This window comes from Deinococcus sonorensis KR-87, assembly GCF_040256395.1.
Lineage (GTDB): Bacteria > Deinococcota > Deinococci > Deinococcales > Deinococcaceae > Deinococcus > Deinococcus sonorensis.
In genome coordinates this window covers 621,776-648,631 of record NZ_CP158299.1, presented here as the reverse complement: position 1 = coordinate 648,631, position 26,856 = coordinate 621,776, and the positions used below count along the sequence as shown (strand labels likewise).

The following is a 26,856-nucleotide window of genomic DNA, read 5'->3' as shown; positions in this document are numbered from 1 at the left end:
AGACTGACCGGGTGAAGGTTGGTCTGATTTCTACATTTGGTGCCCGGCAGTTCGGCTTCTGGGAAGCCTATCTGAACGAGCTGGGGGTGGAGCTGATGCTGCCGGCCCTCAGCGCCAGCGAGGTCTATGAGGTGGGCCGCCAGAGTCTGCAGGACGAGCCGCCGCAGGTGCAGCTGGCGCTGGGCCGGGTGCTGGAACTGGAGCGCGCGGACCTGATTCTGCTGCCGGCCCTGGCGCCGGTGGCCCAGGACGCCTGGGGCGAGGCGTTTGCCGAGCTGCTGCCCCGCCGCCTGAGCGGGCTGCCGCCGCTCCAGACGCTGCCGGACGGCGGCCCGGAGCTGAGCGGCGAGGCCGCGCGGCTGGGCCAGCGTCTGGTGCACAACGCGGCGCGGGTGCAGCGGGCGCTGGAGCGGGTGCGCCCGCTGGCCCAGCCGCCACGCTCCGCCATGCCGCCGCTCACCGCGCCGGGCCGGCAGACGGTGCTGGTGATCGGGCCGCGCGCGCTGCTGGCCGAGCCGTTCCTGGCCGGTCAGCTGCGTGAACAGCTGGACGCCCTGGGCCTGCACGCCGTCTACAGCAGCGACCTGCCGCCGGAGGCGGTGCTGGAGCGCGCGCAGCGGTACGGCCCGGCCCCGCTGGGCCAGCAGCTGTTGCAGGGCGCCCAGAGCCTGTTGGAAGGCAAGGCGGCCGTGAAGGGCCTGCTGTATGTGGCCCCCGAGCGCGACGTGGCGCACCAGCAGGCGCTGCAGCGGCTGGCCGCCGGCACCCACAAGCCGCACGCCACCCTGCTGCTGTCGCCAGAAACCACGGACTACAGCGAGCTGGAACGGTTTCGTGACCGGCTGGCGGTGGGCGCCTCGGCCCGCCCGGTCGCGGAGGAGGACCGATGAACGCCTGGCGCTGGCTGACCACCCCGCACCCGGACCCCGGCTTCAGCCGCGGCAAGATCGGCAAGATCGCGCTGCGCTTCCTGCTGTTTCTGCTGCTGCTGACCCTGGTGCAGTTCCTGTTGAACCTGACGCCGCTGCGGCCCTACCTGCAGACGTGGTGGGGGAGCGCCCTGGTGGTGCTGCTGATGTACGTGCCCTTCTTCCGCTTCCTGACCCTGGACACGCCCGGCGCCGGCACCCGCTTCGGCGCGCCGCCGCCGTCGCCCGCCAGCACCAGCCGGGTGCAGCGTCGCCGCGAGAAGAACCGCTACGCCGGGGTCCGCAAGGCGCCGCCGCGCGGGGGCCGGCGCTAGACCCAGGACGGCAATCAAGAACGCTCGCCACCTCCAGGGTGGCGAGCGTTCTTGTAACAGGGGCTCAGGCCGTGTTTCCCTCCTTCACTGGCCAGGCGATGTCGCAGAACGGGTCCGTGGGCTCCAGGCCCTCGGGGGACGTAAAGTACACCTCCCGGGGCGATCCGCCCGCGCCAAGCTGGTGCTCCTGAATAAAGCGGTGAACAGCGTCGTAGGCTTCCAGGATGCCGGGGAACCGGCACTGCTCCAGGGTGATGGTCGTGAACGCCTCGCGGTGCGCCGCTTCCACCCGCACACGCTGGTCGCCGCTCGGCTGGGGGGCCTGCCCCCGGTACGGCAGGCAGACCTCCACCGGGCCGTCGCTGTCCTCGTTCACCTGCCCGTGGAAGATCACCAGGGCCGGGCCCCCCTGCTGCAGGCCCGCCCGAGCCAGCATGTCGGTCAGCTCATGTTGCGCGGTCATGATCAGGTCCGGCAGCGCCCCGGCGTAGGCATGACGCTGGATGCTGACCACCTGCTGCTCGGGCACCTCACGGACGTTGACGGTGTACATGGTGTCTCCTTTTCCCAGCAGATACCCTGCCAGGTACTGAACGAGCTCGCGTTTGATGGCCGCCTCGCGCTCCACCTCGGCCCCGTAGGCCCGGATCGCGTCCACCGCCGCCCGCCCCTCGAGGTCCAGCACCTCCGCAATCCGCGTGAGCGGCATGTCCAGCTGCCGCAGCAGACCGATCAGCCGGGCACGTGGCAGCTGGGACGGGGCGTAATGGCGGTAGCCGCTGGCCGGGTCCTTGCTGAGCGGCTGCAGGAGGCCCAGGTCGTCATAGAGGCGCAGCGCCTTGAGCGTCAGGCGCGACTGCTGGGCAAACGCGCTGATGGTGAGGAAAGCCGTTTCAACCGGCGTCTCATTCATGGCTGCAGCGTAGACCCTGCCCAAAGGGCCGGGTCAAGCGCCCCGGCCCCCCATTTCACAACGAAGCCAGCAGGACGGGGCTGCCAGCCCGGCATACAGTGAGCGCATGACGTTTCGGACGCTGTTTGTGGCCCCGGTGGCCCAGGATGTGGGGCTAACCACCGTGGCGCTGGGGCTGGTGCGGGCGCTGCAGCGCAGCGGCCTGCGGGTGGGATTTCTGAAGCCGGTGGCGCAGAGCCACCATCCGCAGGAACGCAGCACCACTTTTGCGCGCACCCTGGTGAGCGGCACGGTCCCCGACCCGATTCCGCGCTCGCAGGCCGAAGCGCTGCTGGGCCGCGAGGCGATTGCCGACCTGATGGAGCAGGTGGTGTCGCTGGCCCAGGCGGCGGGGGAGGGCCAGGACCTGCTGGTGGTGGAGGGGCTGGCCCTCACCGGGGCCCACCCGTATGCCGCCGGGCTCAACGCCGCCATCAGCCGCGACCTGGGGGCGGAGGCGGTGCTGGTGGCGGCCCTGCGCGACGGCGAACCGGGCGCGCTGGCCGACGGTCTGGAGATCGCCGCCCGCGACTACGACCGCTCCGACGGGGCGGGGCTGGCCGGCTACGTGCTGAACTATGCCCAGCAGGGCACCGACCTGGGCGAGGTGTTGGCGGACCTGCGCCGGCAGTCGCAGGTGCTGCGCAGCGGGCGGCTGCCGCTGCTGGGCCTGATCAGTGAGCGCACCGACCTGAACGCGCCGCGCGTCTGTGACGTGGCGCTGGCGCTGGGGGCCACCACGCTCAACGAGGGCGAGTCGCGGCTGCGGCGGGTGACCAGCACGGTGGTCTCGGCCCGCAGCGCGCGGCATGTCGTGGACCTGTTTCGGCCCGGAGCGCTGGTGGTGGCCCCCGGCGACCGCGAGGACATCATCATGGCCGCCAGCCTGGCGCACCTGAGCGGCACCCCGCTGGCCGGACTGCTGTTCACCAGCGGTACCCTGCCGGAGGAGCCGATCGGGCGGCTGTGCCGGGCGGCCCTCCAGAGCGCCCTGCCGGTGCTGCAGGTGCAGACCAACAGCTACGAGACCGCCGGGCGGCTGCGCACCATGAGCCGCAAGATTCCGCTGGACGACCGCGAGCGTCTGGAGCGCACCCTGGACTTCGTGGCTGACCGGCTGGACGTGCAGCCGCTCACCGCGCCGCTGGCCGGGCCGGCGCTGGAGCGGGGTGGCCCGCGCATGTCGCCCCCGGCCTTCCGCTATCACCTGATTCAGCAGGCCCGGGCAGCGGGCAAGCGCATCGTGCTGCCGGAAGGCGACGAGCCGCGCACGGTGAAAGCCGCCGTGGTCTGCCACGAGAAGCAGATCGCGCGCTGCGTGCTGCTGGGCGCGCCGGAGACGGTGCGGCAGGTGGCCGAGGCGCAGGGCCTGACGCTGCCGCCGGACCTGGACATCCTGGACCCGGACGAGGTGAGGAGCCGCTATGTCGCGCCGATGGTGGAGCTGCGCAAGAGCAAGGGCCTGACCGCCCCGCAGGCGGAGGCGCAGCTGGAGGACGCGGTGGTGCTGGGCACCATGATGCTGGCGCTGGGTGAGGTGGACGGGCTGGTGTCGGGGGCAGTGCACACCACCGCCAACACGGTGCGGCCCGCGCTGCAGCTGATCAAGACGGCGCCAGGCGTGAAGCTGGTCAGCAGCGTGTTTTTCATGCTGATGCCGGAGCAGGTGCTGGTGTACGGCGACTGCGCCATCAACCCGGACCCCAATGCCGAGGAACTGGCGGACATCGCCCTACAGTCGGCCGGCAGCGCGGCGGCCTTCGGCATCGAACCGCGGGTGGCGATGCTCAGCTACAGCACCGGGGCCAGCGGCAGCGGCGAGGACGTGGACAAGGTCAAGCGCGCCACCGAACTCGCCCGCGCCCTGCGCCCGGACCTGCCGATTGACGGGCCGCTGCAGTACGACGCGGCCAGCGTGCTGAGCGTGGGCCAGCAGAAGGCGCCCGGCAGCCCGGTGGCCGGGCGCGCCACCGTGTTCATCTTTCCGGACCTGAACACCGGCAACACCACGTACAAGGCGGTGCAGCGCGGCGCCGGGGTGGTGGCGGTGGGCCCGATGCTGCAGGGCCTGCGCAAGCCGGTCAATGACCTGTCGCGCGGCGCCCTGGTGGACGACATCGTGTTCACCATCGCCCTGACGGCCATCCAGGCGCAGCAGCAGGGGGCCAGCGCAGCCGCTTCCGCGCCCGTGCCCGCGTGAACCTGAGCCTGCGCGAACCGTCGGCCCTGTTCCGGCTGAGCGTCTCGGGGGTAGTGGGCGTGGTGGTGGCCGCGCTGGTCCAGGGACGGTGGGAACTGCGGCTGCTGAGCGGCTGGTGCGCGCTGGCGCTGACCTTCCTGGCGCTGGCCTGGCGGGTGATCCTGACGGCCGACAGCGACATGACCAAGCGCCTGGCCACCCGCGAGGATGACGGGCGGGCCATGTCGGGCCTGCTGACCCTGACCGGGAGCCTGGGCAGTCTGGTGGCCGTGGTGTACGTGATGGCGCAGGTTTCGGACCTGCAGAAGGCAGGGCACGGCGGACTGGCTACCCTGCTGTCGGTGCTGAGCATCGCCACGGTGGTGCTGTCGTGGCTGCTGATCCACACCAATTACACCTTCCGTTACGCGCACAGCTACTACGACGAGCAGCCGGAAGGCGGGGTGCAGTTCGACGGCACCGGAGCGCCCGATTACCTGGACTTCGTGTATCTGGCCTTCACCATCGGCATGACCTTCCAGGTGTCGGACACCAACATCTCCAAACGCAACATTCGCCGGGTGCTGACTTGGCACGCTCTGATCTCGTACGCCTACGGCACGGTGCTGGTGGCGCTCACCATCAACACCGTGGCGGGCCTGATGAAGTGACGGAACAGGGCAGACGGGCCGGTCAATGCGAAGGGAGGGCCAGCCGCCCTCCCTCTCTCTTGCCTACAGCCGGGCCCGGTACCAGCGGCCCGACCAGAAACGCCAGGCGTACACGCTCGCCAGCACCGCGATGTACAGCAGCGCGGCACACCACGCGCCACCCACGCCGTAGCGAGGCGCCAGCCAGGTGGCGGCCGGCACCATCAGCAGCCACGCGCCCCCCAGGGTGACCAGCAGCCGGAAGCGCGTGTCGCCAGCCCCGCCCAGCGCACCGCCCAGCACGATGCCGATGCCGTCCAGCAGCAGGTAACCGGACATCACCGCCAGCACGGTGGTGCCGAGCTTCAGCACCTCCGGGTCCTGGTTGAACAGCCGGATCAGGGGTTGGGGAAACAGCAGGAACGCCGCTGTCAGCAGCAGCATCAGCCCGGCGGCCAATGCCGCGCCGCGCCAGCCGATGCGCCGGGCCAGCGCTGGCTGCCCCGCGCCCAGCGCCCGCGAGAGCAGGCTGCTGGTGCTGGCGCTCAGCGCGAAGGCCGGCAGAAACCCGAAGCTGGCAAACTGGTTGGCGATCTGCGAGGCGGCGAGTTCGGTCGGCCCCAGCCGGGCAATCACGCCCAGGAAGGCGGTGAAGGCGCCCACGTCGGCCAGATCGGTGGCGCCGGCCGGCAGCGAGATGCGGCCCACCGCCTGCAGTTCCTCGCGGGTGGGGCGCACGAACCACATCCGCCCATATTCGCCGCGGTACAGCCGCAGCAGCAGCCAGAAGGCCAGCAGCCCCTGCAGCGCCACCGCGACCAGGCTGGCCCAGGCGGCCCCGACCACCCCCCAGCGGAAGACGAACACGAAGACGGCGGCCAGCACGGCGTTCACGATCACCAGCATCCACGACAGCACCATCGGCGTGCGGGTGTTGCCCAGGCCCAGCATGATGGCCAGGCTGGCGGTGCCGATCAGCACGAAGGGAATCTCCAGAATGCGGACGTGCGCGTACGCCTGCGCCACCTGCAGGATGCTGGGCGCGGCGTGCAGCAGCGTCAGCACGCTGCTGACCAGCCACGGTCCCACCACTGCCAGCGGCAGGCCCAGCAGCGAGAGCGTCAGGAACACGCCGGCCCAGCGCTGCACCCCCGGCCGGTCATTGCCACCCAGCGCGCGCGCCACGAAGGTAGAGGCCGTGTTGAGGGCGCCACGGAACAGCAGCGACACCGTGAACAGCACCAGCGAGGCGAGGCCCACCGCGCCCACCTCCACCACCCCCAGGCGGCCCATGTAGAGCGTGTCGGTGAAGCCCACGGCGGTATAGGCGAGATTGCTCAGCACCAGCGGCCATGCCAGCGTCACCAGCTCGCGGGTGGTGCCGAGCGGGGCATTGGCGGTGTCGGGTGGAGTGGAAGCAGGCATCCGGCCAGCCTAGTGCGCTGGCGGTGTCAGGAGCAACAGGCCAGATCGCCTAGTTTTGCCGCCTGAAGGCGCGGCTGCACCGATGCGTCCTGCGCGAAGGGGCGGGTTGAGGGTGGCAGACACAGGGGGCCGGCCGGTGTCATGGTGCAGTGCTTCTGGATTTCGCGGGATGGCAGCAGGGTGGCGGTCGTGAACAGCCCGTTTCCTGCCGGTCTGTGTGCAGCGCACCGGGCACCGCTGCGTCCTACGTCAACGCGGGACCGCTTGCTTGGTGGCGGGCCCGCGTTCGCACAGCCCGCTGGCTGAACGGCGCTCCTGGTCCGCCCCGGGCGCCCTCCTTCAGCGGCCCGCGGCCCGGTCATAGGCGGCCACCAGCTCGTCCATGCGGCGGTCGAGCGCCTCGTTCACCACCTGCCGGGCCGGGTCAGCGTCATACCACGCCATGATCTCGTCGGCGCCGCGCGCAAAGGGAATGCTGGGGCGGAAGTCCGGCACCGCCCGGCGGATCTTGGTGTTGTCGAAGATGACGCTGTGCGCCTTGTCGCCCAGCAGCCCCGCGCCCCAGTCGGGATCGGCGGCAGCGATCAGGTCCGACGGCAGGTGCACCAGCTGCGCCTCGGTGCCGGCCGCCCGCGCCACCGTCTCGAAGATCTGGTTCCAGCTGAGCAGCTCGTCACTGGTGATGTGGAAGGTCTCGCCCAGCGCGTGCGGATTGCCCAGCAGCCCCACAAAGCCCACTGCGAAGTCGCGGTGATGCGTCAGCACCCACAGCGAGCTGCCGTCGCCGTGCACGATCACCCGCTTGCCCTGGCGCATCCTGTTCACTACCGTGTAACCGCCGTCCATCGGCAGCAGCGTCTGGTCATAGGTGTGAGACGGGCGCACCACCGTCATCGGGAAGCCCTGCTCGCGGTAGGCGCGCATCAGCCGCTCCTCGCAGGCGATCTTGTTGCGCGAGTATTCCCAGAACGGATTGGCCAGCGGCGTGGACTCGGTGATCGGCAGCAGCGAGATGGGCTTCTGGTACGCCGAGGCCGAGCTAATGAACACGTACTGGCGGGTGCGCCCCGCGAAGGTCTGCAGATCCGCCTCAATCTGGTCCGGCGTGAAGGCGATCCAGTTCACCACCGCGTCGAAGGTGTGGTCGCCCAGCGCGCGCTGCAGCGAGGCCGGGTCGTGCAGGTCGCCCTGCAGCACCTGGGCGCCCGCCGGCACCGGCCGCGAACTGGTCTGGCCCCGGTTGAGCAGGTACAGCTCGATGCCGCGCTCGGTGGCGAGCTGACTGCACGCGCTGCTGATGATGCCGGTACCGCCAATGAACAGAACTTTCATGGACACGCTCCTTGCGCCGTGGGGACGAATGGGACGCTCCGGATCATGACACGGCGGGCCCTGAAGTCAGGCCTTCATCCAGTGCGAATGGTCCGCCGTGCCGGCCATTCGCCCACGCGGTTCCGGCGCGGCTGCCCACAGGCCCAGCCAGCAGGGCGCCCCCTGTGCCTCAGCCTGGCGCAGCTTAGGCGCTTTATCAGCACACATCGGTGAGGTGGCTGTCAGACCGCCCGCCGTAGGCTGAGCGGCATGCCTGAGCGTTCGCTGAGTCTCCTGCCGCCCTGGACCCACCGGGTCTGGCGGACCCTGGACCCGACGCTGCTGCTGCTGCTGCTCACCTGCCTGATTCACCTGCTCTGGACCGTGCTGTGGCCAACGTTGGGGGCCGCGCCGCTGTTCAGCGACCTGCTGCTGGTGCCGCCCTTTGTGCTGAGCGGCGTGCTGCTGTGGCGGACTGCCCGCAGCTTCGAGGGCCGCGTCGCCCAGGGCTGGCGGCTCTTCGCGCTCGGCGTCTTCAGCTGGGCGGCCGGGCAGCTGACGTACGCCGGCCTGGACACCCTCACCACGTTCAAGCCATATCCGTCGCTGGCGGATCTGGGCTACCTGGGCCTGATTCCGTGCTTTGCGCTGGGCCTGTGGCGGCTGGGGGGCCTGCGCAATGGCCGCCCCCTGGACCCACGGCTGCTGCTGGACGCCGCCATGCTCGGCCTGGTGCTGGTCAGTCTGTACTGGACGCTGCTGCTGGGTCCCAGTCTGGCGCACCAGCGCGGGACTGCCTGGCAGCTGACCATTGCCCTGAGCTATCCGCTGGGCGACCTGGCGCTGCTGCTGCTGGCGGTGCTGACGGTGCTGTGGCGGCCTCATGGAACCCTGGCCACCCGCTTCCCGGCGCTGGGTGCCGGTCTGCTGCTGCTGCTCGGCGCCGACGCGGTGTATCAGACACAGGCGGTCCAGCAGATCTATGACGCCAGCAGCCCCATGAACGTGCTCTGGAGCTTCGCGGCGCTGGCGCTGGGCCTGTGGGCCACGCTCAGCCGGCGGAGCGCCCAGGCCCGGTCTGCAGGGGCGCCGCCGGGCGTGGCCTGGGCGTCCATGGCAGAGACCACGCTGGGCCTGTTTCCGTCGCTGGGCTTTCTGGTGTCGCTGTGGCTGGCGCTGGTGGCCGCGCAGCGCCCGGACGCGCAGGCCAAGGGCGCGATGGTGGGCGCGGTGCTACTGGCGGTGCTGGGCCTGCTGCGCCAGCTGCTGTCCTTTCAGCGCGAGCGGCAGCTGCGCCGGCAGCTGCAGCAGCAGGCCAGCCACGACGCGCTGACCGGCGTGCTGAGCCGCGGCGAGGTGCCCGCGCATCTGGCGCAGGCGATTGCGGCGGCGCAGGCGACCGGCAGCTGCATGGCGGTGCTGTTCATTGACCTGGACCGCTTCAAGCGCATCAACGACGCGTTCGGGCACCGGGTCGGTGACCGGATGCTGGTGGAAGCCGCGGGCCGGCTGGGCCGCTGCATCCGCCCGCACGACAGCGCGGCGCGCATGGGGGGCGACGAGTTCGTGGTGATCCTGAACCGCCTGCGCGACGCTCAGGAGGCGGGACTGGTGGCCCAGCGCATCCTGCACGCGCTGAGCCGCCCGATCACGCTGGACGATCAGGGATTCGCCCTGACCGCCAGCGTGGGCATCGCCGTCTGCCCGGACGACGGCACCCAGGCCGAGACGCTGATGCACCACGCCGACCTGGCGATGTATCAGGCCAAGCACCGGGGCCGCAACACCCATCACTACTACAGCGAGACGCTCCGCACCGACGTGCAGCCGCAGCTGAAGATCGAGGCGCATCTGCTGGGGGCGCTGGAGCGCGGCGAATTCCAGCTGTACTACCAGCCGCTGGTGGACCTGCAGACCGGCGCGGTCCGCTCGCTCGAGGCGCTGCTGCGCTGGCACTCGCCGGCGCTGGGTCCGGTGTCGCCCGCCGACTTCATCCCGCTGGCCGAGGCCTGCGGCCTGATCCGTGAGCTGGGCAGCTGGGTGCTGCGCCAGGCGGCGGTCCAGGTGGGAGTGTGGCGCGCGGCCGGCTACCCGAACCTCAGCGTCGCGGTGAACATCTCGCCGCTGCAGTTCGAGCATCCCGAGTTCATTGCGGAGGTGGCGGCGCTGCTGGACGAGGAACAGCTGCCGGGGCAGGCGCTGACGCTGGAACTCACCGAGGGCACCCTGATTCAGGACCTGCAGGCCACCACCGCCAAGCTGGAGCGGCTGCAGGCGCTGGGCCTGCGCGTGGCGCTGGACGACTTCGGCACCGGCTACAGCAGCCTCAGCTACCTGCGGCGGCTGCGGGTGGACATCCTCAAGATCGACCGCTCGTTTGTGCGCTCGCTGGACAGCGAGGGGCCGGCCTTCGCCGAGATGATCCTGCAGCTGGCCCGCCACCTGGGCGTGCAGACGGTGGCCGAGGGCATCGAGCAGGAGGATCAGCGCGACCTGCTGGCCCGGCTTGGCTGTGACCTGGGGCAGGGCTACCTGTTCGCCCGCCCGCTGCCGGTCAGCGCGCTGGAGGATCTGCTGGCAGCCAGCGCCCAGCCGCGCTGACCAGCCCGGTGTCCGGATAATCCGCACGGGTCACGGTGACGCCGGCGGTACGGGGGTACAGTGACGGCACCATCATGTTGAGCACTGTCGAACGGGCCTTTCAGGTGCTGCATCTGTTCACGCCGCTGGAGCCGGTCTGGGGCGCGACCGCCGTGGCGGGCCGGCTGCAGGTGCCGAAGTCCTGCGCCCACGAGCTGCTGCAGACCCTGGTGCATCTGGGTGTGCTGGACCGCCTGCCCCGGGGACAGTTCCGGCTGGGGGCGCTCAACCTGCTGGGCGCCCTGAACGCCGGCCACCCCTGGCTGCCGGCGGCCCGCTGGGCGATGCACGAGCTGGCCCGCCTGAGTGGCGAGGCCGCCCACCTAAGCGTGGTGCAGGGCGGCACCCTGCTGCACCTGGAAGGGGTGCAGGCGGCCGGAGAGCCCTGGCCGGCCAGCCGGCCCGCCCGGGTGCCGCCGCAGTGCAGCGCGATGGGCAAGGTGCTGCTGTGCGCCTGGCCATGGCCGGACGTGGAGCGGCTGATCGAGCGGCAGGGCCTGGCCGGGCTGACCGTGAACTCCATCGTGACGCCGGATGAGTTGCAGACCGAACTGCAGCGCATCCGCGAGCGCGGCTACGCCTACGACATGGAGGAGGCGTTCCCCGGCGTGTGCTGCATCGCCGCGCCGCTGCGCGGCCCGGCCGGCGAGGTATTGGCGGCCATCAGCGTGTCGGCCCCCACCGACCACTTCTACCAGCACAAGAGCCGCTGGCGTGCCCTGCTGCTGGAGGTGTGTGACCACGCGTCTCGGACGCTGGCCACCCCAGCCCTGGCCGGCGCCTGAGCCCCCCGTTTCTCTGGAAAGGACTGCCATGACCACACCGACTCCAGCCTCCACCGAGCCCGCTGACCCGCGTCTGGCCGGCACCTTCAGCCTGCTGGCGCCGGACGGCACCCCTCGCCGTCCCGAGCTGCTGCCGCTTGGTCCGGAGGTGCTGCGGCTGTACCGCCAGATGCGCCGCGCCCGCCTCTTCGACGACCGCGCCCTGGTGCTGCAGCGGCAGGGTCGGCTGGGCGTGTACCCGCTGTTCGGCGGCATGGAGGCCACCCAGGTGGGCGCGGTGCTGGCGCTGGACACGGCCCGAGACTGGCTGGCCCCTACCTACCGCGGCACCGGCTGCGCGCTGGCCTACGGCTTGCCGATGCACAAGGTGATCCTCAGCTGGCGCGCCCACCCGGACGGCTTCCGGATGGACCCGCAGCAGCGCCTGCTGCCGTTCTACGTGCCGATCGGCAACCAGCTGCCGCACGCGGCCGGCATCGCGCTGGCCGAACGCCGCCGCGCCGAGCGGGAAGGCCACGACGCCTCGGTGGTGCTGGCCTTTGTGGGCGACGGCGGCACCTCCGAGGGCGACTTCCACGTGGGCCTGAATTTTGCCGGCGTGTACCGCGCCCCGGCGGTGTTCGTGATCGAGAACAACGGCTGGGCCATCAGCACGCCCACCTCGCGGCAGACGGCGGCGGCCACGCTCGCCTCGCGCGGGGAGGGCTACGGCATGCCGGCGGTGCGGGTGGACGGCAACGACCTGCTGGCGGTGCATCACGTGACCGCCGAGGCCGTGGCGCGGGCGCGGGCGGGGGAGGGCCCCACCCTGATCGAGTGCGTGACCTACCGGGTGATGCCGCACACCTCCAGCGACGACCCGGCCCGCTACCGCGACGAGGCCGAGGGCGAGCTGTGGCGCACCGTGCTGGCGCCGGCCCGGCGGCTGCGCGCGTACCTGGACCGGGCCGGGCTGTGGGACGACGAGCAGGAGCAGGCGCTGGCCGCCGAGGTGGAGCAGGAGCTCCGGGACGCGCTGGTGCAGGCGGACGCCGCGCCGGGCCTGGAGCCCTGGCAGATTCTGGATCACGTGTACGCCGAGCCGACCCCGGACCTGCTGGAGCAGCAGGCCGAACTGCGGGCGCTGTATCCCCAGCGTGGGGCGGGCCAGTGAGCGCGGCGACGCGGCCGGCCGAGCCGGCGGCCACCCGTACCCTGACGCTGGTGCAGGCGGTGCAGGACGCGCTGGCGGTGGCGCTGGAGCAGGACGAGCGCGTGATGGTGTTCGGGGAGGACGTGGGCATGGGCGGCGTGTTCCGCGCCACCGACGGGCTGCAGGCGCGCTTTGGAGAAGGGCGCGTCTTCGACACCCCGCTCAGCGAGGCGGGCATCGTGGGCATGGGCATCGGGCTGGCGCTGGCAGGCGAGCGTCCGGTGGCCGAGCTGCAGTTCGCAGGGTTCCTGTACCCGGCGCTGGAGCAGATGGCGGTGCAGCTGGGCCGCTACCGCCACCGCAGCCAGGGCCGCTACACGGTACCGATGGTGATTCGCGCGCCGTACGGGGGCGGCATTCACTCGCCGGAGCTGCACTCGGAGAGCCCGGAGGGGCTGGTGGCCGCGCTGCCGGGCCTGAAGGTCGCGATTCCCAGCACCCCCGCCGATGCCAAGGGGCTGCTGCTGGCCGCCATCGAGGACCCGGACCCGGTGGTGCTGTTCGAGAGCATCAAGCTGTACCGCTCGGTGCGCGGCGAAGTGCCGTCCGGGCGCCACATCGTCCCGCTGGGGCAGGCGCGGGTGGCGCGGCCCGGGCAGCACTGCACCGTGCTGTGCTACGGCGGCATGGTGGAGGTGTGCCTGGCGGCGGCCGAGGCGGCCAGCGCGGCGGGGGTGGAGGCGGAAGTCATTGATCTGCGCTCGCTGGTGCCGCTGGACCTGGCCACCATCGGGGAGAGCGTGGAGCGCACCGGCCGGGTGGTGATCGTGCACGAGGCGGCCCGGCGCATGGGCTTCGGCGCGGAGCTGGCGGCCCTGATCGCCGAGCGGCACCTCACGTCGCTGCACGCGCCGATTGTGCGGGTGGCCGGCTGGGACGCGCCGTATCCGCCCTTCACCTCCGAGGAGGCGCTGTACCGCCCGGATGCCCGGCGGGTGGCGCTGGCGGTGCGGCAGGTGATGCAGTACTGATGCGGCCACTTCCTGAAGGCCACATCGCCCGGCTGGAGGTGCAGGTGACCGACGAGATGACCGTGCAGTTCGACCGGCTGGGGCCGCTGCACCCGGTGTACGCCACCTACCAGATCGCGCGGCATTTCGAGGAAGCGGGCCGGCTGCTGCTGCTGCCGTACCTGGAGCCGGGCGAGGACGCGGTGGGTTCGGCGCTGAGCGTGGAGCACCTCGCGTCCGCGCTGCCGGGCATGCGGGTGAACATCACCGCCACGCTCGACTCGCAGGACGGGCGCCGGCTGGTGGCCTCGCTTAAGGCCGTCTCCGAGCTGGGCGACCTGATCGCCACCGGACACACCACTCAGCACGTGATGTCGGCCCAGCGGCTGCAGGAACGCTTCGCCGCGTTGCAGGGCCGCTGGGCACAGCAGCGCCCGCAGGAGGAAGGAACACCATGACCACCCAATCGCCCGCACTTCAGGCCTTCACGCTGCCCTCACTGGCCGAATCGGTGGTGGAGGGTGAGATTCTCGGCTGGCTGGTCGCGGAGGGGGACACCCTCCAGGAAGGCCAGAGCGTGCTGGAGGTGATGACCGACAAGGTCAACGTGGAGTTGCCGGCTCCGTTTGCCGGGGTGCTGCGGCAGCGGCTGGTCCAGGCCGGTGACGTGGTGGCGGTGGGGGCGACCCTGGCACTGATCGAGCCGCAGACCCCAGCGCAGGCGCGCCCCGAGCCGGTCGCTGCTCCTGCTGCCCCAGTCTCCCAGCCGGCCGCCGAAGGCCTGAAGGAGGAGCGCTCGATCATCGAGTCGGCGGGCGCGGCGGACGTTGACCCGTTGCTGGCGGCCTCGGTGTTCGCCGGCTGGTCGCTGCCGGCGGCGGCGGAGGTGCCAGAGCCAGCCCCTGCGTCGGCGCCACGGCTGACCCCACAGGAGCCGGTCCGTTCGCGGGTGCTGGCCGCGCCCTCGGCCCGGCAGCTGGCACGCGAGCGGGGCGTGGACCTCACACAGGTGCCGGGCAGCGGGCCCAACGGCACGGTGCGCCGCGCCGACGTGGCCGCCCACCTGGAGCAGCAGGTCCGTGCTCCGGCGGGGCCCACTCCGGAACGCGGCAGCTGGCCGCCGCCCCCACCACCCGCCTACCGCACGCCCGCCGGCTACGAGGCGCAGGAGGAGCGCACCCCGTTCCGGGGCCAGCGCCGGGCCATCAGTCAGGCGCTGCTGGCCAGCACGCTCTACACCGCCCAGACGCACACCATCGAGGAGCTGGACTGCAGCGCCCTGATCGCGCTGCGCGGGGCAATGCGGGCCGACGCCGAGGCGCAGGGCGTCTCACTCTCCTACCTGCCGTTCTTCCTGAAGGCGGTGGCGGTGGCGCTCCACGATTTTCCGGCGCTCAACAGCAGCCTGGACGAGGCCAGGGGCGAGGTGGTCCGCAAGCGCTTCGTGCATCTGGGCATGGCGGTCAACGCGCCGCAGGGCCTGATCGTGCCGGTATTGCGGGACGTGGACCGCAAAAGCCTGCTCACGCTGGCCCGCGAGAGCAGCGACCTCGCGGAGCGTGCCCGCGCCGGCACGCTGCAGCCGCAGGAACTGCAGGACGCCACCTTCACCGTCTCGAACATCGGGGCAGTGGGGGCGCTGGTGGGCGTGCCGATCGTGAACCCGCCGGCCAGCGGCATCCTGTCGCTGCACAGCATCACCAAACGGCCGGTGGCGGTGGAGCAGGACGGCGAAGACGTGGTGGTGGTGCGTCCGATGATGTACCTGACCCTCAGCTTCGATCACCGGCTGGTGGACGGCGCCGACGCCGCGCGCTTCAACCGCCGGGTGGTGGCGCTGCTGGAGGAACCGCGCCGCCTGATGCTCAGCATGTAGGCCGGCTGGGGAGGAGGGAGAAGGTGGAGGCCGCGACCCACAGACTGGTGTGGCCGGGTGCAGAGGCGTCAGGGCGCTGATTGCCGGCCGATCTAACTAGCACAGATGGCCGCGCATCAGGCCTCCACGCTGATCCGTCAGGGGATCTCCCAGCTCAGGGCATCGCCTTCGTCTTGCGCATCTAGAGGCCCCAGGTGCCGGGCCCGACGGCCTCATCCGTCAGGCGAAGGTCGTCGGCGATCAGCGCGAGTTTGATCTGGCCGGGCGACAGTCGGGCTGCCTGAGGTGGCGCGGACTGCCAGACTACCGTCCGGAATGGCGCGCAAAAGATATCAGCAGGATGGTATTGCCGCGGTCCTAGTGCCTAGTCCCAGCGAAGATCAGGTTTGCGGGTGGGCGCGGCTTCAGAGCCTTTGAACGGTGAGGCTCAGCTTCTGGTGGTCTTCGTGGTTAGGCTCCACGGTGATGTCACCGCACCTGCACCTCAGCTTGCGTCCTGAAGACCGCTTGGAATTGATTGACCTCACAACGAAGGGGAGCGCCAGGGCCAGAACCATTACCCGAGCGCAGATCTTGTTGCTTGCAGATCGCTCGCAAGGCGAGCGACGCACCCAGACAGTCATTGCTCAGACACTGAGATGTAGCGCCAGCCGGGTCAATGCGGTGTTGAACCGTTACCTTGAGCATGGCCTTCAGGACGCTCTGTATGAGCGTCCTCGCCCTGGGACTCCCCCCAAAATCGATGGGGTCACGGAAGCCCATCTGATGGTGCTGGCGTGCAGCGCCCCTCCAGAGGGGCGAAAACGCTGGACCGTTCGCTTGCTTGCGGATCACATGGTTGAGCTGGGTCACCTCGATTCAGTTGGGCGCATGACGGTCCATCGGTCCTTGAAACAGAATCAGATCAAACCCTGGCAGGTGAAATCGTGGTGTCTTCCCAAACCGAGCGCGAAGTTCGTTGCCAAGATGGAAGACGTGCTCGACGTCTATGCCAGGCCGTATGACCCGAGATTTCCGGTGATTTGTTTTGATGAGGCGAGCAAGGAACTCCGTACAACCCCACGTGGAGGGATCCTACCCACACCGGGTCAGCCGGCGCGGGAGGACTACGAATCCGCGCGGAACGGCACCGCGAATCTCTTTCTGGCCGTCGAGCCGCTGGCAGGAAAAAGGAGCGTGCGCGTCACGGATCGTCGGACGAACATCGACTTTGCCCAGGAACTCCGGCGGTTGGTCGAGGTGGAGTATCGGCAGGCCGAAAAAGTGGTGCTGGTGACCGACAACCTCAGTATTCACAGCATAAACGCACTCTACGAGGCCTTTGAGCCAGAGGTTGCCCGCCGCATAGCGCGCCGGGTTGAGTGGCATTACACGCCAGAACACGCCAGTTGGCTCAACGTTGCCGAGATCGAGCTTTCTGCCCTGTCGACCCAGTGCCTGGGTCGACGCATAGAAAGTAGAGAAGCGTTAGAACGCCAGATTGCCGCCTGGGAACGGTCGCGGAATCGGCAGAAGTCTCGCATCATTTGGCACTTCCGAACCGACGACGCGCGAATCAAACTACGTCGGCTCTATCCAACCTTCCAAAGCCCTGAAGCCGCGCCCACCCACAAACCCTGATCTTCGCTGGGACTAGGCACTAGGAGTCCAGCAGGGCGGCCAGGACCGAAGGGTTATCCGTGTGTAGGGTCATTCCGCTCCTCCGCGGCGCGTGTCCAGACGGCGTGGTGATGTTCAGCGCTCCACCCTGAAGGTCTCTTCCCGGATCGGGAAGGTCTCCGGACGACAGGCGACACCGACCGGGCGGCCTGAAGCAGCCCCACCGGTCGTCTCTGCCTCCGGGCAGCGGGAGATTGAGCCGGTCCTCCCGCTGCCCCTGTTTTATTGGTCCTGAGGGGCCCTCGCCACCAGGGTCAGCAGCTGGTAGGTCGCCACCAGCGTGTCGTGCTGGTTGGTCACGTCCACCTGCCACTTCACCACGCCGCTCGGCGGCTCGCCGGCCTTCTGGTCGCGGGCCGTCTTGCTGTGGACCGTCAGGCGGGCGCGGATGGTGTCCCCGAAACCCACCGGCTCGATGAAGCGCAGGCCCTCCAGGCCGTAGTTGGCCAGCACCGGCCCCACGCCGGGGTCCACGAACAGGCCGGCGGCGGCGCTCAGGATGAAGTAGCCGTGCGCCACCCGCTGCCCGAACAGGCTCTCGCGGGCCGCGATCTCGTCGGTGTGGGCGTAGAAGCGGTCGCCGCTCAGCGCGGCGAAGGCGCTCACGTCGCCCTCGGTCACGGTGCGGCGCGGGGTGAGCAGGCTGTCGCCCACCTGCAGCTCCTCGAAGGTCTTGCGGAAGGGGTGCAGCCGGTCCTCGTGCACCTCAGCGCCGCGCACGTACTCGCCGGTCAGCGCCTGAAGGGTGGTGGGGTCCGCCTGCAGGGCGGTGCGCTGCAGGTAATGCCGCACCGCCCGCAGGCCGCCCAGCTCCTCGCCGCCGCCGGCCCGGCCGGGGCCGCCGTGCTTCAGGTGGGGCAGCGGCGAGCCGTGGCCGGTGTTCTCGCGGGCGTCGTCGCGGTTGAGCACCAGGATGCGGCCGTGCGCGCTGGCCATCCCGAAGAACAGGGCCCGGGCCTCGTCGCGGTCATGGGTCACGATGCTGCCAGCCAGGCTGCCGCGTCCCAGGCGGGCCAGCTCGGCCGCGTCATCCAGCGTGCGGTAGGGCAGCAGGGTCGCCACCGGCCCGAACGCTTCCAGTTCATGCACCGCCCGGCCGTGCAGCGGCTCGCGGCTGAGCAGCAAGGTGGGTGCCATGAACGCCCCGGCGTCCGGGTCGCCGCCCAGCAGGTCCAGGGTGTCCTGGCCGATCAGCAGCTCGGTTTCCGCCCGCAGCTGCTCCACCACGCCCCGCACGTTGTCGCGCTGCGCCGCGCTGACCAGCGGCCCCATCCGTACGTCGTCCCGGCTGGGGTCGCCCACCGTGATGCCCGCCAGCCGCTCGCGGATGGCCGCCGCTACCGGCTCCTGCATGCCCTCCGGCACGATCACCCGGCGGATGGCCGTGCACTTCTGGCCGGCCTTGCTGGTCATCTCGTTCACCACCTCGCGCACGAACAGCGAGAACTCCGGCGCGTCCGGCGTGACGGTGCGGCCCAGCACGATGCAGTTGAGCGAGTCGGCCTCGGTATTGAACGGCACGCTGCGGCCCACGATGGTCGGGTGAACCTTGAGCTTGCTCGCGGTGGCGGCCGAGCCGGTGAAGGTCACCACGTCCTGCTCCTCCAGGTGGTCCAGCAGGTCGCCGGTGTCGCCGCAGATCAGCTGCAGCGCGCCGTCCGGCAGCAGACCCGACGCGTGGATGGCCCGCACCACGGCTTCGGTCACGTAGGCGGTCTGCGAGGCGGGCTTCACGATGGCCGGCAGCCCGGCGATCAAGGTGGGCGCGATCTTTTCCAGCATGCCCCACACCGGGAAGTTGTAGGCGTTGATGTGCAGCGCCACGCCCTCACGCGGGACCAGCACGTGCCGTCCCAGGAAGGTGCCGCCCTTGCCCAGCACGCTCACGTCATCTTCCAGCAGAAACGGCTGGGACGGCAGCTCCCGGCGCGCGAGGCTGGCGTAGCTGAAGAGCGTGCCGATGCCGCCGTCGATGTCCACCAGGTTGTCGCGGCGGGTGGCGCCGGTGTGGTGCGACAGCGCCGAGAACTCGGCCTTGCGCTCGTTGAGGTACACGGCCAGGGCGCGCAGCATCCGGGCGCGGTCCTGGAAGGTGGTGCGGCGCAGGGCGCGGCCCCCCTGCTGGCGGGCGTAGCGCAGCGTGGCCGCGAAGTCCACGCCCTCGCTGGACACGTAGGCCACCGGGCGGCCATAGGCGGCGTCACGGATCTCCTGGCCGCCCAGGGCGGCGTGCCACTGGCCGGAAACGTAGGAGGCGACCTGCAGGGGCCGGATCAGGGTGGTCATGGGCAGTCCTTTCAGAGGCTCTTGAGCCCCTCGAACGGTTCGCGGCAGTGCTGGCAGACGTACATGCGTTTGCACAGCGCCGAACCGAAGGTGGAGGTGACGCGGGTGTCGGTGCTGCCACAGTGCGGGCAGGCCACCGGGGGGGCTTCCAGCCGGATCAGGTCCAGGCCGGACGGGGCGGGGGCAGGCGGGGCGATGCCGGCCTGCTGCAGCTTGCGGCGGGCCGAGTCGTGCAGGTCGGCGCTGCTCCACGGCGGGCTGATGACCGTATCGACCTGCACGTCGCTGGCCCCCAGCTGCGCCACGGCCCGGCGGATGTCGTCGCGGATCACCTGCACGGCGGGGCAGCCGGAAAAGGTGGGCGTGAACTGCACCCGCACCTGCCCGCCCTCCACGGTCACGCCCCGCACCATCCCCAGTTCCACGATGTTCACCACCGGCAGTTCCGGGTCCGGCACCTCCGAGAGCGCCCGCCACACGTCGGCTTCCACCGGCTGCACGGTCGTCATCTCCCTACCACCCCGCCGACGTCCGGGTGCTCGCGGGCCACCCGCTGGAACTCGGCCAGCAGCGGCCCCAGGTGCGGGGTGTGCTGGCCCCTGGGTATGGGCGCCGTGTCCGGCGGGGTCAGCTGCAGCCGCTGCAGGTGCCCGCCCACCAGCATCAGCCAGCGTTCCTTGAGCACCGTTACGTCCGGCAGCAGGTCGGCGTCGATGCCCGGCTGCTCGCCCGGCAGCGGCTCAAACAGGCCCAGCGCGTACGGCCACAGTTCCTCCAGAGCATTGCTCAGGCGGCGGGCGCTCTCGGGGGTGCCCAGTGCCAGCCGCTCGGTCCACAGGGCGGTGTGCTCCAGATGAAAGCGTTCCTCGCGCAGCGCCAGCGCCGCGGTCTGGGCCAGCGGCGTGTAGTGGCTTCGGGAGGCCGCGTCCAGCCACAGCGCCTCCCAGGCATCGAAGAGGTACTGGCGCAGCATGGTGAAGGCCCAGTCGCCGTTTGGCAGCTCGGTGATGGCGCTGTGCCGGAAGGCGGAGGCGTCGCGGGAGAAGGCCAGCTGGTCCGGGTCGCTGCCGTCCAGGGTGCGCCGCAGTTCCAGCCAGCCGGTGGCGTGGCCCAGCTCGTCCTGTGCGATGTTCGCCAGCGCGATGTCCTCTTCCAGGATCGGGGCGTGGCCGGTCCAGGCCCCCACCCGGTGTGCCAGCAGCAGCTCATCGTCGGCCAGCGTGGCGAGCCGCAGCAGCAGGGCGTTGCGCTGTGCCACGCTCAGGGCGGGGTCACTCATGGCTGCTCCCGGCGGCGCTCACCCGGATGGCGGCCCACCAGCCCGTAGCTGCCCTGCTGGCGGTAGGTCTTGTCCTGCGCCGGGGCAAACCAGCTGTCCAGACTGGGCGCGTCCTCGGGGCTGCGGTGCAGCGCCGGTTCCGGCACCACCCACCACACCAGCAGGTCGTCGCCGTACCGCTCACACGCCTGCTCCAGCGCGGCCTGCGGGCTGGCTGCCTCCACCGTGCCGAGGTCGTCCACGAAGGTCATGGCCCGCCGCTGGCTGGCCTTGCCGAACACCCGGTACGGCTGCGCAGGGCCGGGCGTACCGGGCAGGGTTGCTCCCGCCTGCCGCTGCTCCAGCGTGATGGCGTGGATGTCCTGCGCCAGCGCCACCCACAGGCTGACGGCGGCGGGCCGGCGCGCGAAGACGCTGCGGGCGGTGTACAGGGCGTGCTGCGGGTCGGCGGCGTGCACGCTGCCCACCGCCTGATGCCGCTTGCCGGGGCCGTCCTGCTTGAACACCTCCCAGCGCGGCCACTGGGTGTCGGGCCCGGCGCTCATGCGGTGGGCGCCGTGCGGGCGGCGTACGCGCTCATGGCCTCACGCACCCACGCGCCGTCCTGGTGGGCCTGCTGGCGGGTGGCGAGGCGCTCACGGTTCAGGCCGCGCTCGCCCTTCACCACCGCCCAGAACTCGCTCCAGTCGATCGGGCCGTGCCGCCAGTGGCCCTGCTCGTCCTGGTGCAGCAACGGGTCGGGGATGCTCAGGCCCGCCTCCAGCAGCTCCGGCACGTGCTCATCCAGAAACTGCTGGCGCACCTCGTCGTTGCTCTTCAGCTTGATGCCCCAGCGGGTCAGCACACCGCTGTTGGGGCTGTCGGCGTCGTGCGGCCCCAGCATCATCAGCGCCGGCCACCACCAGCGGTTCAGGGCATCCTGCGCCATCTGGCGCTGTCCGGCGGTGCCGCGCGCGTAGGTGACGATCATCTCCTTGCCCTGCTTGTGATGAAACGTTTCCTCGCTGCAGATGCGCACCATCGCGCGCGAGTAGGGGCCGTAGCTGCACCCGGCCAGCATCGTCTGGTTCTTGATGGCCGCGCCGTCCACCAGCCAGCCGATCATGCCCACGTCGGCCCAGCTGCGGGTGGGGTAGTTGAAGATGCTGCTGTACTTGGCCTGACCGCTCAGCAGCGCGTCCAGCATCGCCTCGCGGGTGGCGCCCAGCGTCTCGGCGGCGTGGTACAGGTACTGGCCGTGGCCGGCCTCGTCCTGCACCTTGGCCATCAGGATCAGCTTGCGGCGCAGGCTGGGGGCGCGGGTGATCCACTCGCCCTCCGGCAGCATGCCCACCACCTCGCTGTGGGCGTGCTGCGAGATCATGCGGATCAGCTGGCGGCGGTACTCGGCCGGCATCCAGTCGCCCGGCTCGATCTTCTCGCCCCGCTGAATGCGCGCCTCGAAGGCGGCGTGCTGCTCCGGCGTTTCGCCGGGGTGAATCCGTGCGGCTTCGGTCATGGGCCTCCTCCTGAAACGGTGCAGCTGCGAGCTAACGTTAGTTAGGTAATGTCCGGAGTATAGCCGGTGGGAGAAGGGGAGTCAATGCCGTGCTGAACGTCAAAAGTGTGCGTTCTGCTGCGGAGACGGGGGCGTCTGGTAGGATGCTCCTCTAATGGAGTCCGGTTCCCAGGTGCCGCCCGACCGCAAGGAGCAGATCTACCGCACGGCGGCCCGGCTGTTCTCGGAGGCGGGCTACCGCGCCACCAGCATGCGCGACATTGCGGCGGCGCTGCAGCTGAAGGCCGGCAGCCTCTACTCGCACATCGAGAGCAAGGAAGAGCTGCTGTGGGGCATCGTGAGCCGGGTGGCCGACGAGTTCGACGAGGCGCTGGGACCGTCCGGCGCGTCCGATGCCCCGCCCGCCGAGCGGCTGCGCGCCGCCCTGGTGGCGTACACCGGCGTGGTGACGCGCAACCTGGAATACGCGGCGGTGCTGTTCAGTGAGTGGCGACAGCTGCCGCCGGAGCGGCAGGCGCAGATCACCCGGCGCCGGGACGCGGTGGAGCAGGTGTTCCGCCGCATCCTGCAGGACGGCGTGGCCGCCGGGGTGTTCCTGCCCGACACCGACGTGAAGCTGACGGCGGTGCTGGCGCTGTCCGGCGCAAACTGGCTGCCCCACTGGTTCAACCCGGCCGGTGACCTCAGCCCCGAGCAGGTGGCCGACCGGTTCGGCACCCTGCTGCTGCGCGGCCTTCAGACACCAGATTGAAGCCGGGCCCCCAGTGCGGCCCGCTGGACGGCACCCGACTGTACGGAGGCGTACGCCCCCCTGTGGGGCCGCCTTTTACCCTTGGGGCAAGCCGGTAACGGAGCCCCTCATCCAGGCGCGCACGTTTCCTTTCAGGGCCTGCGGCCAAGCCGCGGAGCCCTGAAGGAGACGCGCGTCCCGGAGACATGGCCCGCTGCCGGCCGACGGGGTGGCCAACAGTTCAGGCCGCTCCGCTGGAGGAGCCTATGAAGATCAGGACTGCGATTCTGGGGCTGGCGCTGCTGGGCGGGGCACCGGCTGTGGCTGGAGGCGGCGCGGCGGTGCCGGGCGGGACGACCATTGCGGGCATCGTGGCCAACGACCCGAACTTCAGCACGCTGCTGTCGGCGGTGCAGGCGGCGGGCCTGACCGAGACGCTCAGCGGGGCCGGTCCCTTCACGGTCTTCGCGCCCACCAACGCCGCGTTCGCCAAGGTGCCGGCCGATCAGCTGAACGCGCTGCTGGCCGACCCGGCCCAGCTCAAGGCGGTGCTGCTGTACCACGTGGTGCCGGGCCGGGTCATGGCGGCCCAGGCGGCGCGGCTCACCTCGGCCAAGACGGTCAACGGCGCCAGCCTGAACATCATGGCCTCCGGCGGCATGGTCCGCATCAACAACGCGACCGTGACCAAAGCGGACGTGATGGCCAGCAACGGCGTGATCCACGTGATCGATACTGTGCTGCTGCCGCCCCAGTGAGGTGAAGCGGCCGGGTGTTCTGGGCTGGCTGCTGGCTGGGCTGGGGCTGCTGGGTCCAGCGGTCAGCGCGCCGCGTCCTGCGCTGTCCGCGCCCGGTCCGGCCCGGCTGCGGCTGGTGGTGGTGGCACCGGAGCCGACCCTCCACGAGGGCCGGATAGAACAGACGAAGCTGAGGCGCACGCTGGACCTCACGCTCCCGGCCACGGAGCTGGCCGCCTGGCGCTCGTCTGGAACGGCCATTCCCGCGGCCCTGAGGTCGCTCTACCGTCAGCTGGAGACCCGAACTCCGCAGGACGCCCGCTTCTTCCCGGATGCGGAGGGCGGCTGGACTGCCCGCGCCCAGACCGGCTGGACCGTGAACCGCGCCGTCACCGGGGCGCGGGTGCGGCAGGCGCTGCAGGACGGCGGTCGTGAAGTGCAGGTGGCGCTGCGCTTCACGCCGCCGACGCGCACGGTGCAGCGGTTGCTGGCGGCCGGCGTGCGCGGCCACATCGGGTCCGGGCGGTCGGCGTTTACCGGCAGCCCGGCCTTCCGGGTCCAGAACATCCGGGTGGGCAGCGCCCTGCTGAGCGGTCAGCTGCTGCAGCCGGGCGAGGTGTTCGACTTCAACCGCGCGCTCGGCCCCATCCAGGCCGGGCGCGGCTTCGTGCCGGGCTACGTGATCACCGGCGGTACCCTCAGCCTGGAGGACGGGGGCGGCATCTGTCAGGTCAGCACCACACTGTTCCGGGCGGCCTACACGGCGGGGCTGCCGATCGTGGAGCGGCACGCCCACTCGCATCAGGTGGCGTATTACGACCCGCCCGGCTTCGAGGCCACCGTGTATGCCCCCACGCTCAACTTCCGCTTCCGCAACGACACGGCCGGGGCACTGCTGGTGCAGGCGTCCTGGAACCTGAAGGCCCAGACGCTGCAATTCGATCTGTTCGGAGTCCAGCGACGCGTGGTGAGCGTGTCGGCTCCACGGGTCAGCGGCGTGATTCCGGCGAGCCCGCCTGGCTTCCTGGCCGATCCCCGCGTGGCGCCGGGCCAGGCCGTGCGTGTGGACATGCCGGCCCAGGGCGCCACCGTCCGGATCGAGCGGCGGATCACCCTGCCGGACGGCCGGGTCCGCCACGATCAGCTGCTCAGCCGGTACCGGCCCTGGGGCGGGGTGTTCGCGGTGCCCCCCGGCGACCCCCGACTGAAGCGCTGAGCCGGGGCAGGTCACAGTCAAGCCAGGCGATCTGCCCTCCTGGTGCAGGTGATCCAGCGCCCTGCCGGCCATCCGGGGCGATCCTTCAGGTGGTCTGAACCGTAGGCCGGAGCGGTCCGGCTGCGTTGGTATGATGGGCGCCGCCGTGGCCGATCGTGGTCCCGGCGGTGACTGCTGCTCCAGCGGCACGTGCTCGCGGGCACAGCCGGCAGCTCCATCAACGATCGACCCTGGGCAGGCGGCTGCGGCCCACCCCGGGGTCCGCGAGGTTCCCTATGACCGATGAGCGTTCCCCTCACCTCGAACTGGGTGTCTGTGATTACCCGGAGCACGTGCCGCAGGACCGCTGGGCCGTATACGCGCAGCAGCAGAAGGCGCTGGGCCTGACTTACGTGCGTATTGCGGAATTCGCGTGGGCGCTGATGGAACCGGCAAACGAGCAGTATGACTGGGGCTGGCTGGATCAGGCCATCGAGACCATCGCGGCCGAAGGCCTTCAGGTGGTGCTCTGCACCCCCACCGCAGCCCCGCCCGCCTGGCTGGTGCAGCAGCACCCGGAAATTCTGCCGCACGACGCCCGTGGCCAGGTCCGGACGTTCGGGTCACGGCGGCACTACGACACCGCCAGCCGGGTGTTCCGGGGATATTCGCGGCGCATCACGCGGGCGATGGCGGAGCGCTACGGCCAGCACCCGGCCGTGATCGGCTGGCAGACCGACAACGAGTTCGGCTGGGGCGACACCGCCCGGACCTTCACGCCGGCCGCCACCGAAGCCTTCCGCACGTGGCTGGAGGAGCGGTACGGGACGCTGGACCAGCTGAACGAGGCGTGGGGCAACGTGTTCTGGAGCATGGACTACACCGCCTGGGACCAGATCCTCCCGCCTAACCGGCTGGTGGCCGACGCCAATCCCTCGCACGTGCTGGACTTCCAGCGCTTCTGCAGCGACCTGACGGTGAGCTTTCAGGAGGAGCAGGTCACCATCCTTCGTGAGCTGTCGCCGGGCCGCTGGGTCACGCACAACTTCATGGGCTTCTTCGGCGGCTTCGACCATTACCGCGCGAGCGCCTGCCTGGACTTTGCCAGCTGGGACAGTTATCCGACCGGCACCCTGGAATCCATCCACGAGTGGGGTCCCGGCGGCGACGCGCTGGCGCTGGCCTATGCCCGCACCGGTCACCCGGATTTCACGGCCTTCAATCACGACCTGTACCGGGGCATGACCGGCAAGCCGATCTGGGTGATGGAGCAGCAGTGCGGGCAGGTGAACTGGGCGCCGTACAACCCGCTGCCGGCCGACGGCGCAGTGCAGCTGTGGACCGCGCAGGCGTGGGCACACGGGGCGGATGTGGTGAGCTACTTCCGCTGGCGCGCCGCCACCATGGCCCAGGAAGTGATGCACTCGGGCCTGCTGCGCCACGACGAGACCCCCGACCGTGGCTACACGGAGGTGCAGGCCCTGTCTCTGGATGCCTTTCCGCTGGGGGACATCCCGGCACGGGTGGCATTGCTGCACGACTACGAGAGCCTGTGGCTGTACGACGTGCAGCGGCATGCGGCCGGCCTCAGCTACTGGGCGCAGGTGATGGCCTACTACAGCGCCCTCAGGCGCCTGGGGCAGGATGTGGACATCCTGCACCCGGACAGCGACCTGAGCGGGTACGCGGTGATCGTCGCGCCGGCCCTGACCGTGATGACCCCCGAGCGGGCCGCCCATCTGGAGCAGGCGGCCGAGCACGCCCAGCTGGTGTTCGGCCCGCGCAGCGGGTACCGGACCGTCTCGGGCCGCACGCCGGAGGACGGTCAGCCGGGCGCGGCCTTGGCGCGGCTGCAGGGGGTGCGGCTGCTGAACTTCGACAGCCTGCGCCCCGGGCTGGAAGTGCCGGTGGCGGGGGAGGACGGGGCACCCTTCCTGGCGAGCAGTTGGGCGGAGAGCTACCGGCTGGAGGGGGCGCAGGCGCGGTATCGCTATGGGCCGGGGCCGCAGGCGGGGCAGGCGGCGGTGACCGAGCAGGGGGCCGTGACGGTGATCGGGGCGCACAGTGACGGGTTGATTCAGGCGGTGCTGCAGGCGGTGCTGCAGCGGGCCGGGGTGCCGGTGGAGCCGCTGCCTGAAGGCGTCCGGGTGTCCCGGCGCGCGGGCAGGACGCTGCTCCAGAACTGGAGCCAGACCGAAGTCCACCTCGAAGGGACTGTCCTCCCCCCCACCTCCTTCACCCTGCGCTGACCCAGCTTGAGCCGGCGGCC

General features: G+C 70.7%; 23 protein-coding genes. 15 read left to right on the top strand and 8 right to left on the bottom strand.

Annotated features, from left to right (window positions below):
- Positions 1 to 11 precede the first annotated feature (11 nt).
- Both ABOD76_RS08340 and ABOD76_RS08335 read left to right on the top strand, forming a co-directional pair.
- Complete coding sequence (locus tag ABOD76_RS08340) at positions 12 to 890, top strand: hypothetical protein (RefSeq protein ID WP_350244365.1); 879 nt, start codon at positions 12 to 14, stop codon at positions 888 to 890.
- On the top strand, positions 887 to 1,243 hold the full coding sequence (locus ABOD76_RS08335) for a hypothetical protein (RefSeq protein WP_350244364.1): 357 nt from the start codon (positions 887 to 889) through the stop codon (positions 1,241 to 1,243). Before ABOD76_RS08340 ends, ABOD76_RS08335 begins: the two co-directional genes overlap by 4 nt.
- Positions 1,244 to 1,307: 64 nt before the next feature.
- Here ABOD76_RS08335 and ABOD76_RS08330 read toward each other — a convergent pair whose 3' ends face one another.
- A complete protein-coding gene (locus tag ABOD76_RS08330) occupies positions 1,308 to 2,156 on the bottom strand; it encodes a MerR family transcriptional regulator (protein ID WP_350244363.1) in 849 nt (282 codons plus the stop codon).
- Between the two features lie 106 nt (positions 2,157 to 2,262).
- Here ABOD76_RS08330 and pta point away from each other — a divergent pair, with 106 nt between their 5' ends.
- A complete protein-coding gene (gene pta / locus ABOD76_RS08325; protein ID WP_350244362.1) occupies positions 2,263 to 4,395 on the top strand; it encodes a phosphate acetyltransferase in 2,133 nt (710 codons plus the stop codon).
- Entirely contained in the window at positions 4,392 to 5,045 is a 654-nt protein-coding gene (locus ABOD76_RS08320; RefSeq protein WP_350244361.1) for a DUF1345 domain-containing protein, read from the top strand. The genes pta and ABOD76_RS08320 overlap by 4 nt, the downstream gene beginning before the upstream one ends.
- 63 nt (positions 5,046 to 5,108) lie before the next feature.
- Here the strand turns inward: ABOD76_RS08320 and ABOD76_RS08315 are convergent, their stop codons facing one another.
- Positions 5,109 to 6,449 carry an MATE family efflux transporter gene (locus tag ABOD76_RS08315; protein WP_350244360.1) on the bottom strand — a complete coding sequence of 447 codons (1,341 nt, stop codon included), beginning with the start codon at positions 6,447 to 6,449 and terminating at the stop codon, positions 5,109 to 5,111.
- A gap of 339 nt (positions 6,450 to 6,788) precedes the next feature.
- On the bottom strand, positions 6,789 to 7,781 hold the full coding sequence (locus ABOD76_RS08310) for an SDR family oxidoreductase (protein ID WP_350244359.1): 993 nt from the start codon (positions 7,779 to 7,781) through the stop codon (positions 6,789 to 6,791).
- 249 nt (positions 7,782 to 8,030) lie between these two features.
- Here ABOD76_RS08310 and ABOD76_RS08305 point away from each other — a divergent pair, with 249 nt between their 5' ends.
- The 7 genes from ABOD76_RS08305 (at position 8,031) to ABOD76_RS08275 (ending at position 16,823) form a co-directional block, all read left to right on the top strand.
- Entirely contained in the window at positions 8,031 to 10,361 is a 2,331-nt protein-coding gene (locus ABOD76_RS08305; protein WP_350244358.1) for a putative bifunctional diguanylate cyclase/phosphodiesterase, read from the top strand.
- 74 nt (positions 10,362 to 10,435) lie between these two features.
- The gene (locus ABOD76_RS08300) at positions 10,436 to 11,185 is read left to right on the top strand and encodes an IclR family transcriptional regulator (protein ID WP_350244357.1); all 750 of its coding nucleotides are present in this window, start codon (positions 10,436 to 10,438) and stop codon (positions 11,183 to 11,185) included.
- A gap of 28 nt (positions 11,186 to 11,213) precedes the next feature.
- A complete protein-coding gene (locus ABOD76_RS08295; RefSeq protein WP_350244356.1) occupies positions 11,214 to 12,338 on the top strand; it encodes a thiamine pyrophosphate-dependent dehydrogenase E1 component subunit alpha in 1,125 nt (374 codons plus the stop codon).
- Positions 12,335 to 13,348 (top strand): alpha-ketoacid dehydrogenase subunit beta, encoded by a 1,014-nt coding sequence (locus ABOD76_RS08290; protein WP_350244355.1) that lies wholly within the window; start codon positions 12,335 to 12,337, stop codon positions 13,346 to 13,348. Before ABOD76_RS08295 ends, ABOD76_RS08290 begins: the two co-directional genes overlap by 4 nt.
- On the top strand, positions 13,348 to 13,785 hold the full coding sequence (locus ABOD76_RS08285; protein ID WP_350244354.1) for a thioesterase family protein: 438 nt from the start codon (positions 13,348 to 13,350) through the stop codon (positions 13,783 to 13,785). Before ABOD76_RS08290 ends, ABOD76_RS08285 begins: the two co-directional genes overlap by 1 nt.
- A complete protein-coding gene (locus ABOD76_RS08280) occupies positions 13,782 to 15,203 on the top strand; it encodes a dihydrolipoamide acetyltransferase family protein (RefSeq protein WP_350244352.1) in 1,422 nt (473 codons plus the stop codon). Before ABOD76_RS08285 ends, ABOD76_RS08280 begins: the two co-directional genes overlap by 4 nt.
- Before the next feature lie 465 nt (positions 15,204 to 15,668).
- On the top strand, positions 15,669 to 16,823 hold the full coding sequence (locus ABOD76_RS08275) for an IS630 family transposase (RefSeq protein ID WP_350244351.1): 1,155 nt from the start codon (positions 15,669 to 15,671) through the stop codon (positions 16,821 to 16,823).
- 261 nt (positions 16,824 to 17,084) lie between these two features.
- Here the strand turns inward: ABOD76_RS08275 and paaZ are convergent, their stop codons facing one another.
- From paaZ to paaA, 5 genes are read right to left on the bottom strand one after another with little or no spacing between them, the layout of a single operon-like run.
- Positions 17,085 to 19,148 carry a phenylacetic acid degradation bifunctional protein PaaZ gene (gene paaZ, locus ABOD76_RS08270; RefSeq protein ID WP_350244350.1) on the bottom strand — a complete coding sequence of 688 codons (2,064 nt, stop codon included), beginning with the start codon at positions 19,146 to 19,148 and terminating at the stop codon, positions 17,085 to 17,087.
- An 11-nt stretch (positions 19,149 to 19,159) separates the two neighbouring features.
- On the bottom strand, positions 19,160 to 19,657 hold the full coding sequence (gene paaD, locus ABOD76_RS08265) for a 1,2-phenylacetyl-CoA epoxidase subunit PaaD (RefSeq protein WP_350244349.1): 498 nt from the start codon (positions 19,655 to 19,657) through the stop codon (positions 19,160 to 19,162).
- Positions 19,654 to 20,427: a 1,2-phenylacetyl-CoA epoxidase subunit PaaC gene (paaC, locus tag ABOD76_RS08260; RefSeq protein WP_350244348.1), complete on the bottom strand. Its 774-nt coding sequence runs from the start codon at positions 20,425 to 20,427 to the stop codon at positions 19,654 to 19,656. Before paaC ends, paaD begins: the two co-directional genes overlap by 4 nt.
- A complete protein-coding gene (locus ABOD76_RS08255; protein WP_350244347.1) occupies positions 20,424 to 20,972 on the bottom strand; it encodes a phenylacetic acid degradation protein in 549 nt (182 codons plus the stop codon). Before ABOD76_RS08255 ends, paaC begins: the two co-directional genes overlap by 4 nt.
- Positions 20,969 to 21,925: a 1,2-phenylacetyl-CoA epoxidase subunit PaaA gene (gene paaA, locus ABOD76_RS08250; protein ID WP_350244346.1), complete on the bottom strand. Its 957-nt coding sequence runs from the start codon at positions 21,923 to 21,925 to the stop codon at positions 20,969 to 20,971. The genes ABOD76_RS08255 and paaA overlap by 4 nt, the downstream gene beginning before the upstream one ends.
- Before the next feature lie 154 nt (positions 21,926 to 22,079).
- On the opposite strand from paaA, the gene ABOD76_RS08245 reads away from it, so the two are divergent.
- The 4 genes from ABOD76_RS08245 (at position 22,080) to ABOD76_RS08230 (ending at position 26,836) form a co-directional block, all read left to right on the top strand.
- A complete protein-coding gene (locus ABOD76_RS08245; protein ID WP_350244345.1) occupies positions 22,080 to 22,676 on the top strand; it encodes a TetR/AcrR family transcriptional regulator in 597 nt (198 codons plus the stop codon).
- 245 nt (positions 22,677 to 22,921) lie between these two features.
- Positions 22,922 to 23,413, top strand: coding sequence for a fasciclin domain-containing protein (locus ABOD76_RS08240; protein ID WP_350244343.1), 492 nt, complete (start codon positions 22,922 to 22,924; stop codon positions 23,411 to 23,413).
- A 1-nt stretch (position 23,414) separates the two neighbouring features.
- Positions 23,415 to 24,608: a VanW family protein gene (locus ABOD76_RS08235; protein WP_350244342.1), complete on the top strand. Its 1,194-nt coding sequence runs from the start codon at positions 23,415 to 23,417 to the stop codon at positions 24,606 to 24,608.
- A 275-nt stretch (positions 24,609 to 24,883) separates the two neighbouring features.
- Entirely contained in the window at positions 24,884 to 26,836 is a 1,953-nt protein-coding gene (locus tag ABOD76_RS08230; RefSeq protein ID WP_350244341.1) for a beta-galactosidase, read from the top strand.
- Positions 26,837 to 26,856 lie beyond the last annotated feature (20 nt).

Bases quoted from the DNA above. Each gene is read 5' to 3' on its own strand.
- ABOD76_RS08335 (WP_350244364.1), top strand. From the start codon at position 887: ATGAACGCCTGGCGCTGGCTGACCACCCCGCACCCGGACCCCGGCTTC.
- ABOD76_RS08330 (WP_350244363.1), bottom strand. From the start codon at position 2,156: ATGAATGAGACGCCGGTTGAAACGGCTTTCCTCACCATCAGCGCGTTT.
- pta (WP_350244362.1), top strand. From the start codon at position 2,263: ATGACGTTTCGGACGCTGTTTGTGGCCCCGGTGGCCCAGGATGTGGGG.
- ABOD76_RS08315 (WP_350244360.1), bottom strand. From the start codon at position 6,449: ATGCCTGCTTCCACTCCACCCGACACCGCCAATGCCCCGCTCGGCACC.
- ABOD76_RS08310 (WP_350244359.1), bottom strand. From the start codon at position 7,781: ATGAAAGTTCTGTTCATTGGCGGTACCGGCATCATCAGCAGCGCGTGC.
- ABOD76_RS08305 (WP_350244358.1), top strand. From the start codon at position 8,031: ATGCCTGAGCGTTCGCTGAGTCTCCTGCCGCCCTGGACCCACCGGGTC.
- ABOD76_RS08300 (WP_350244357.1), top strand. From the start codon at position 10,436: ATGTTGAGCACTGTCGAACGGGCCTTTCAGGTGCTGCATCTGTTCACG.
- ABOD76_RS08295 (WP_350244356.1), top strand. From the start codon at position 11,214: ATGACCACACCGACTCCAGCCTCCACCGAGCCCGCTGACCCGCGTCTG.
- ABOD76_RS08285 (WP_350244354.1), top strand. From the start codon at position 13,348: ATGCGGCCACTTCCTGAAGGCCACATCGCCCGGCTGGAGGTGCAGGTG.
- ABOD76_RS08280 (WP_350244352.1), top strand. From the start codon at position 13,782: ATGACCACCCAATCGCCCGCACTTCAGGCCTTCACGCTGCCCTCACTG.
- ABOD76_RS08275 (WP_350244351.1), top strand. From the start codon at position 15,669: ATGTCACCGCACCTGCACCTCAGCTTGCGTCCTGAAGACCGCTTGGAA.
- paaZ (WP_350244350.1), bottom strand. From the start codon at position 19,148: ATGACCACCCTGATCCGGCCCCTGCAGGTCGCCTCCTACGTTTCCGGC.
- paaD (WP_350244349.1), bottom strand. From the start codon at position 19,657: ATGACGACCGTGCAGCCGGTGGAAGCCGACGTGTGGCGGGCGCTCTCG.
- paaC (WP_350244348.1), bottom strand. From the start codon at position 20,427: ATGAGTGACCCCGCCCTGAGCGTGGCACAGCGCAACGCCCTGCTGCTG.
- ABOD76_RS08255 (WP_350244347.1), bottom strand. From the start codon at position 20,972: ATGAGCGCCGGGCCCGACACCCAGTGGCCGCGCTGGGAGGTGTTCAAG.
- paaA (WP_350244346.1), bottom strand. From the start codon at position 21,925: ATGACCGAAGCCGCACGGATTCACCCCGGCGAAACGCCGGAGCAGCAC.
- ABOD76_RS08245 (WP_350244345.1), top strand. From the start codon at position 22,080: ATGGAGTCCGGTTCCCAGGTGCCGCCCGACCGCAAGGAGCAGATCTAC.
- ABOD76_RS08240 (WP_350244343.1), top strand. From the start codon at position 22,922: ATGAAGATCAGGACTGCGATTCTGGGGCTGGCGCTGCTGGGCGGGGCA.
- ABOD76_RS08230 (WP_350244341.1), top strand. From the start codon at position 24,884: ATGACCGATGAGCGTTCCCCTCACCTCGAACTGGGTGTCTGTGATTAC.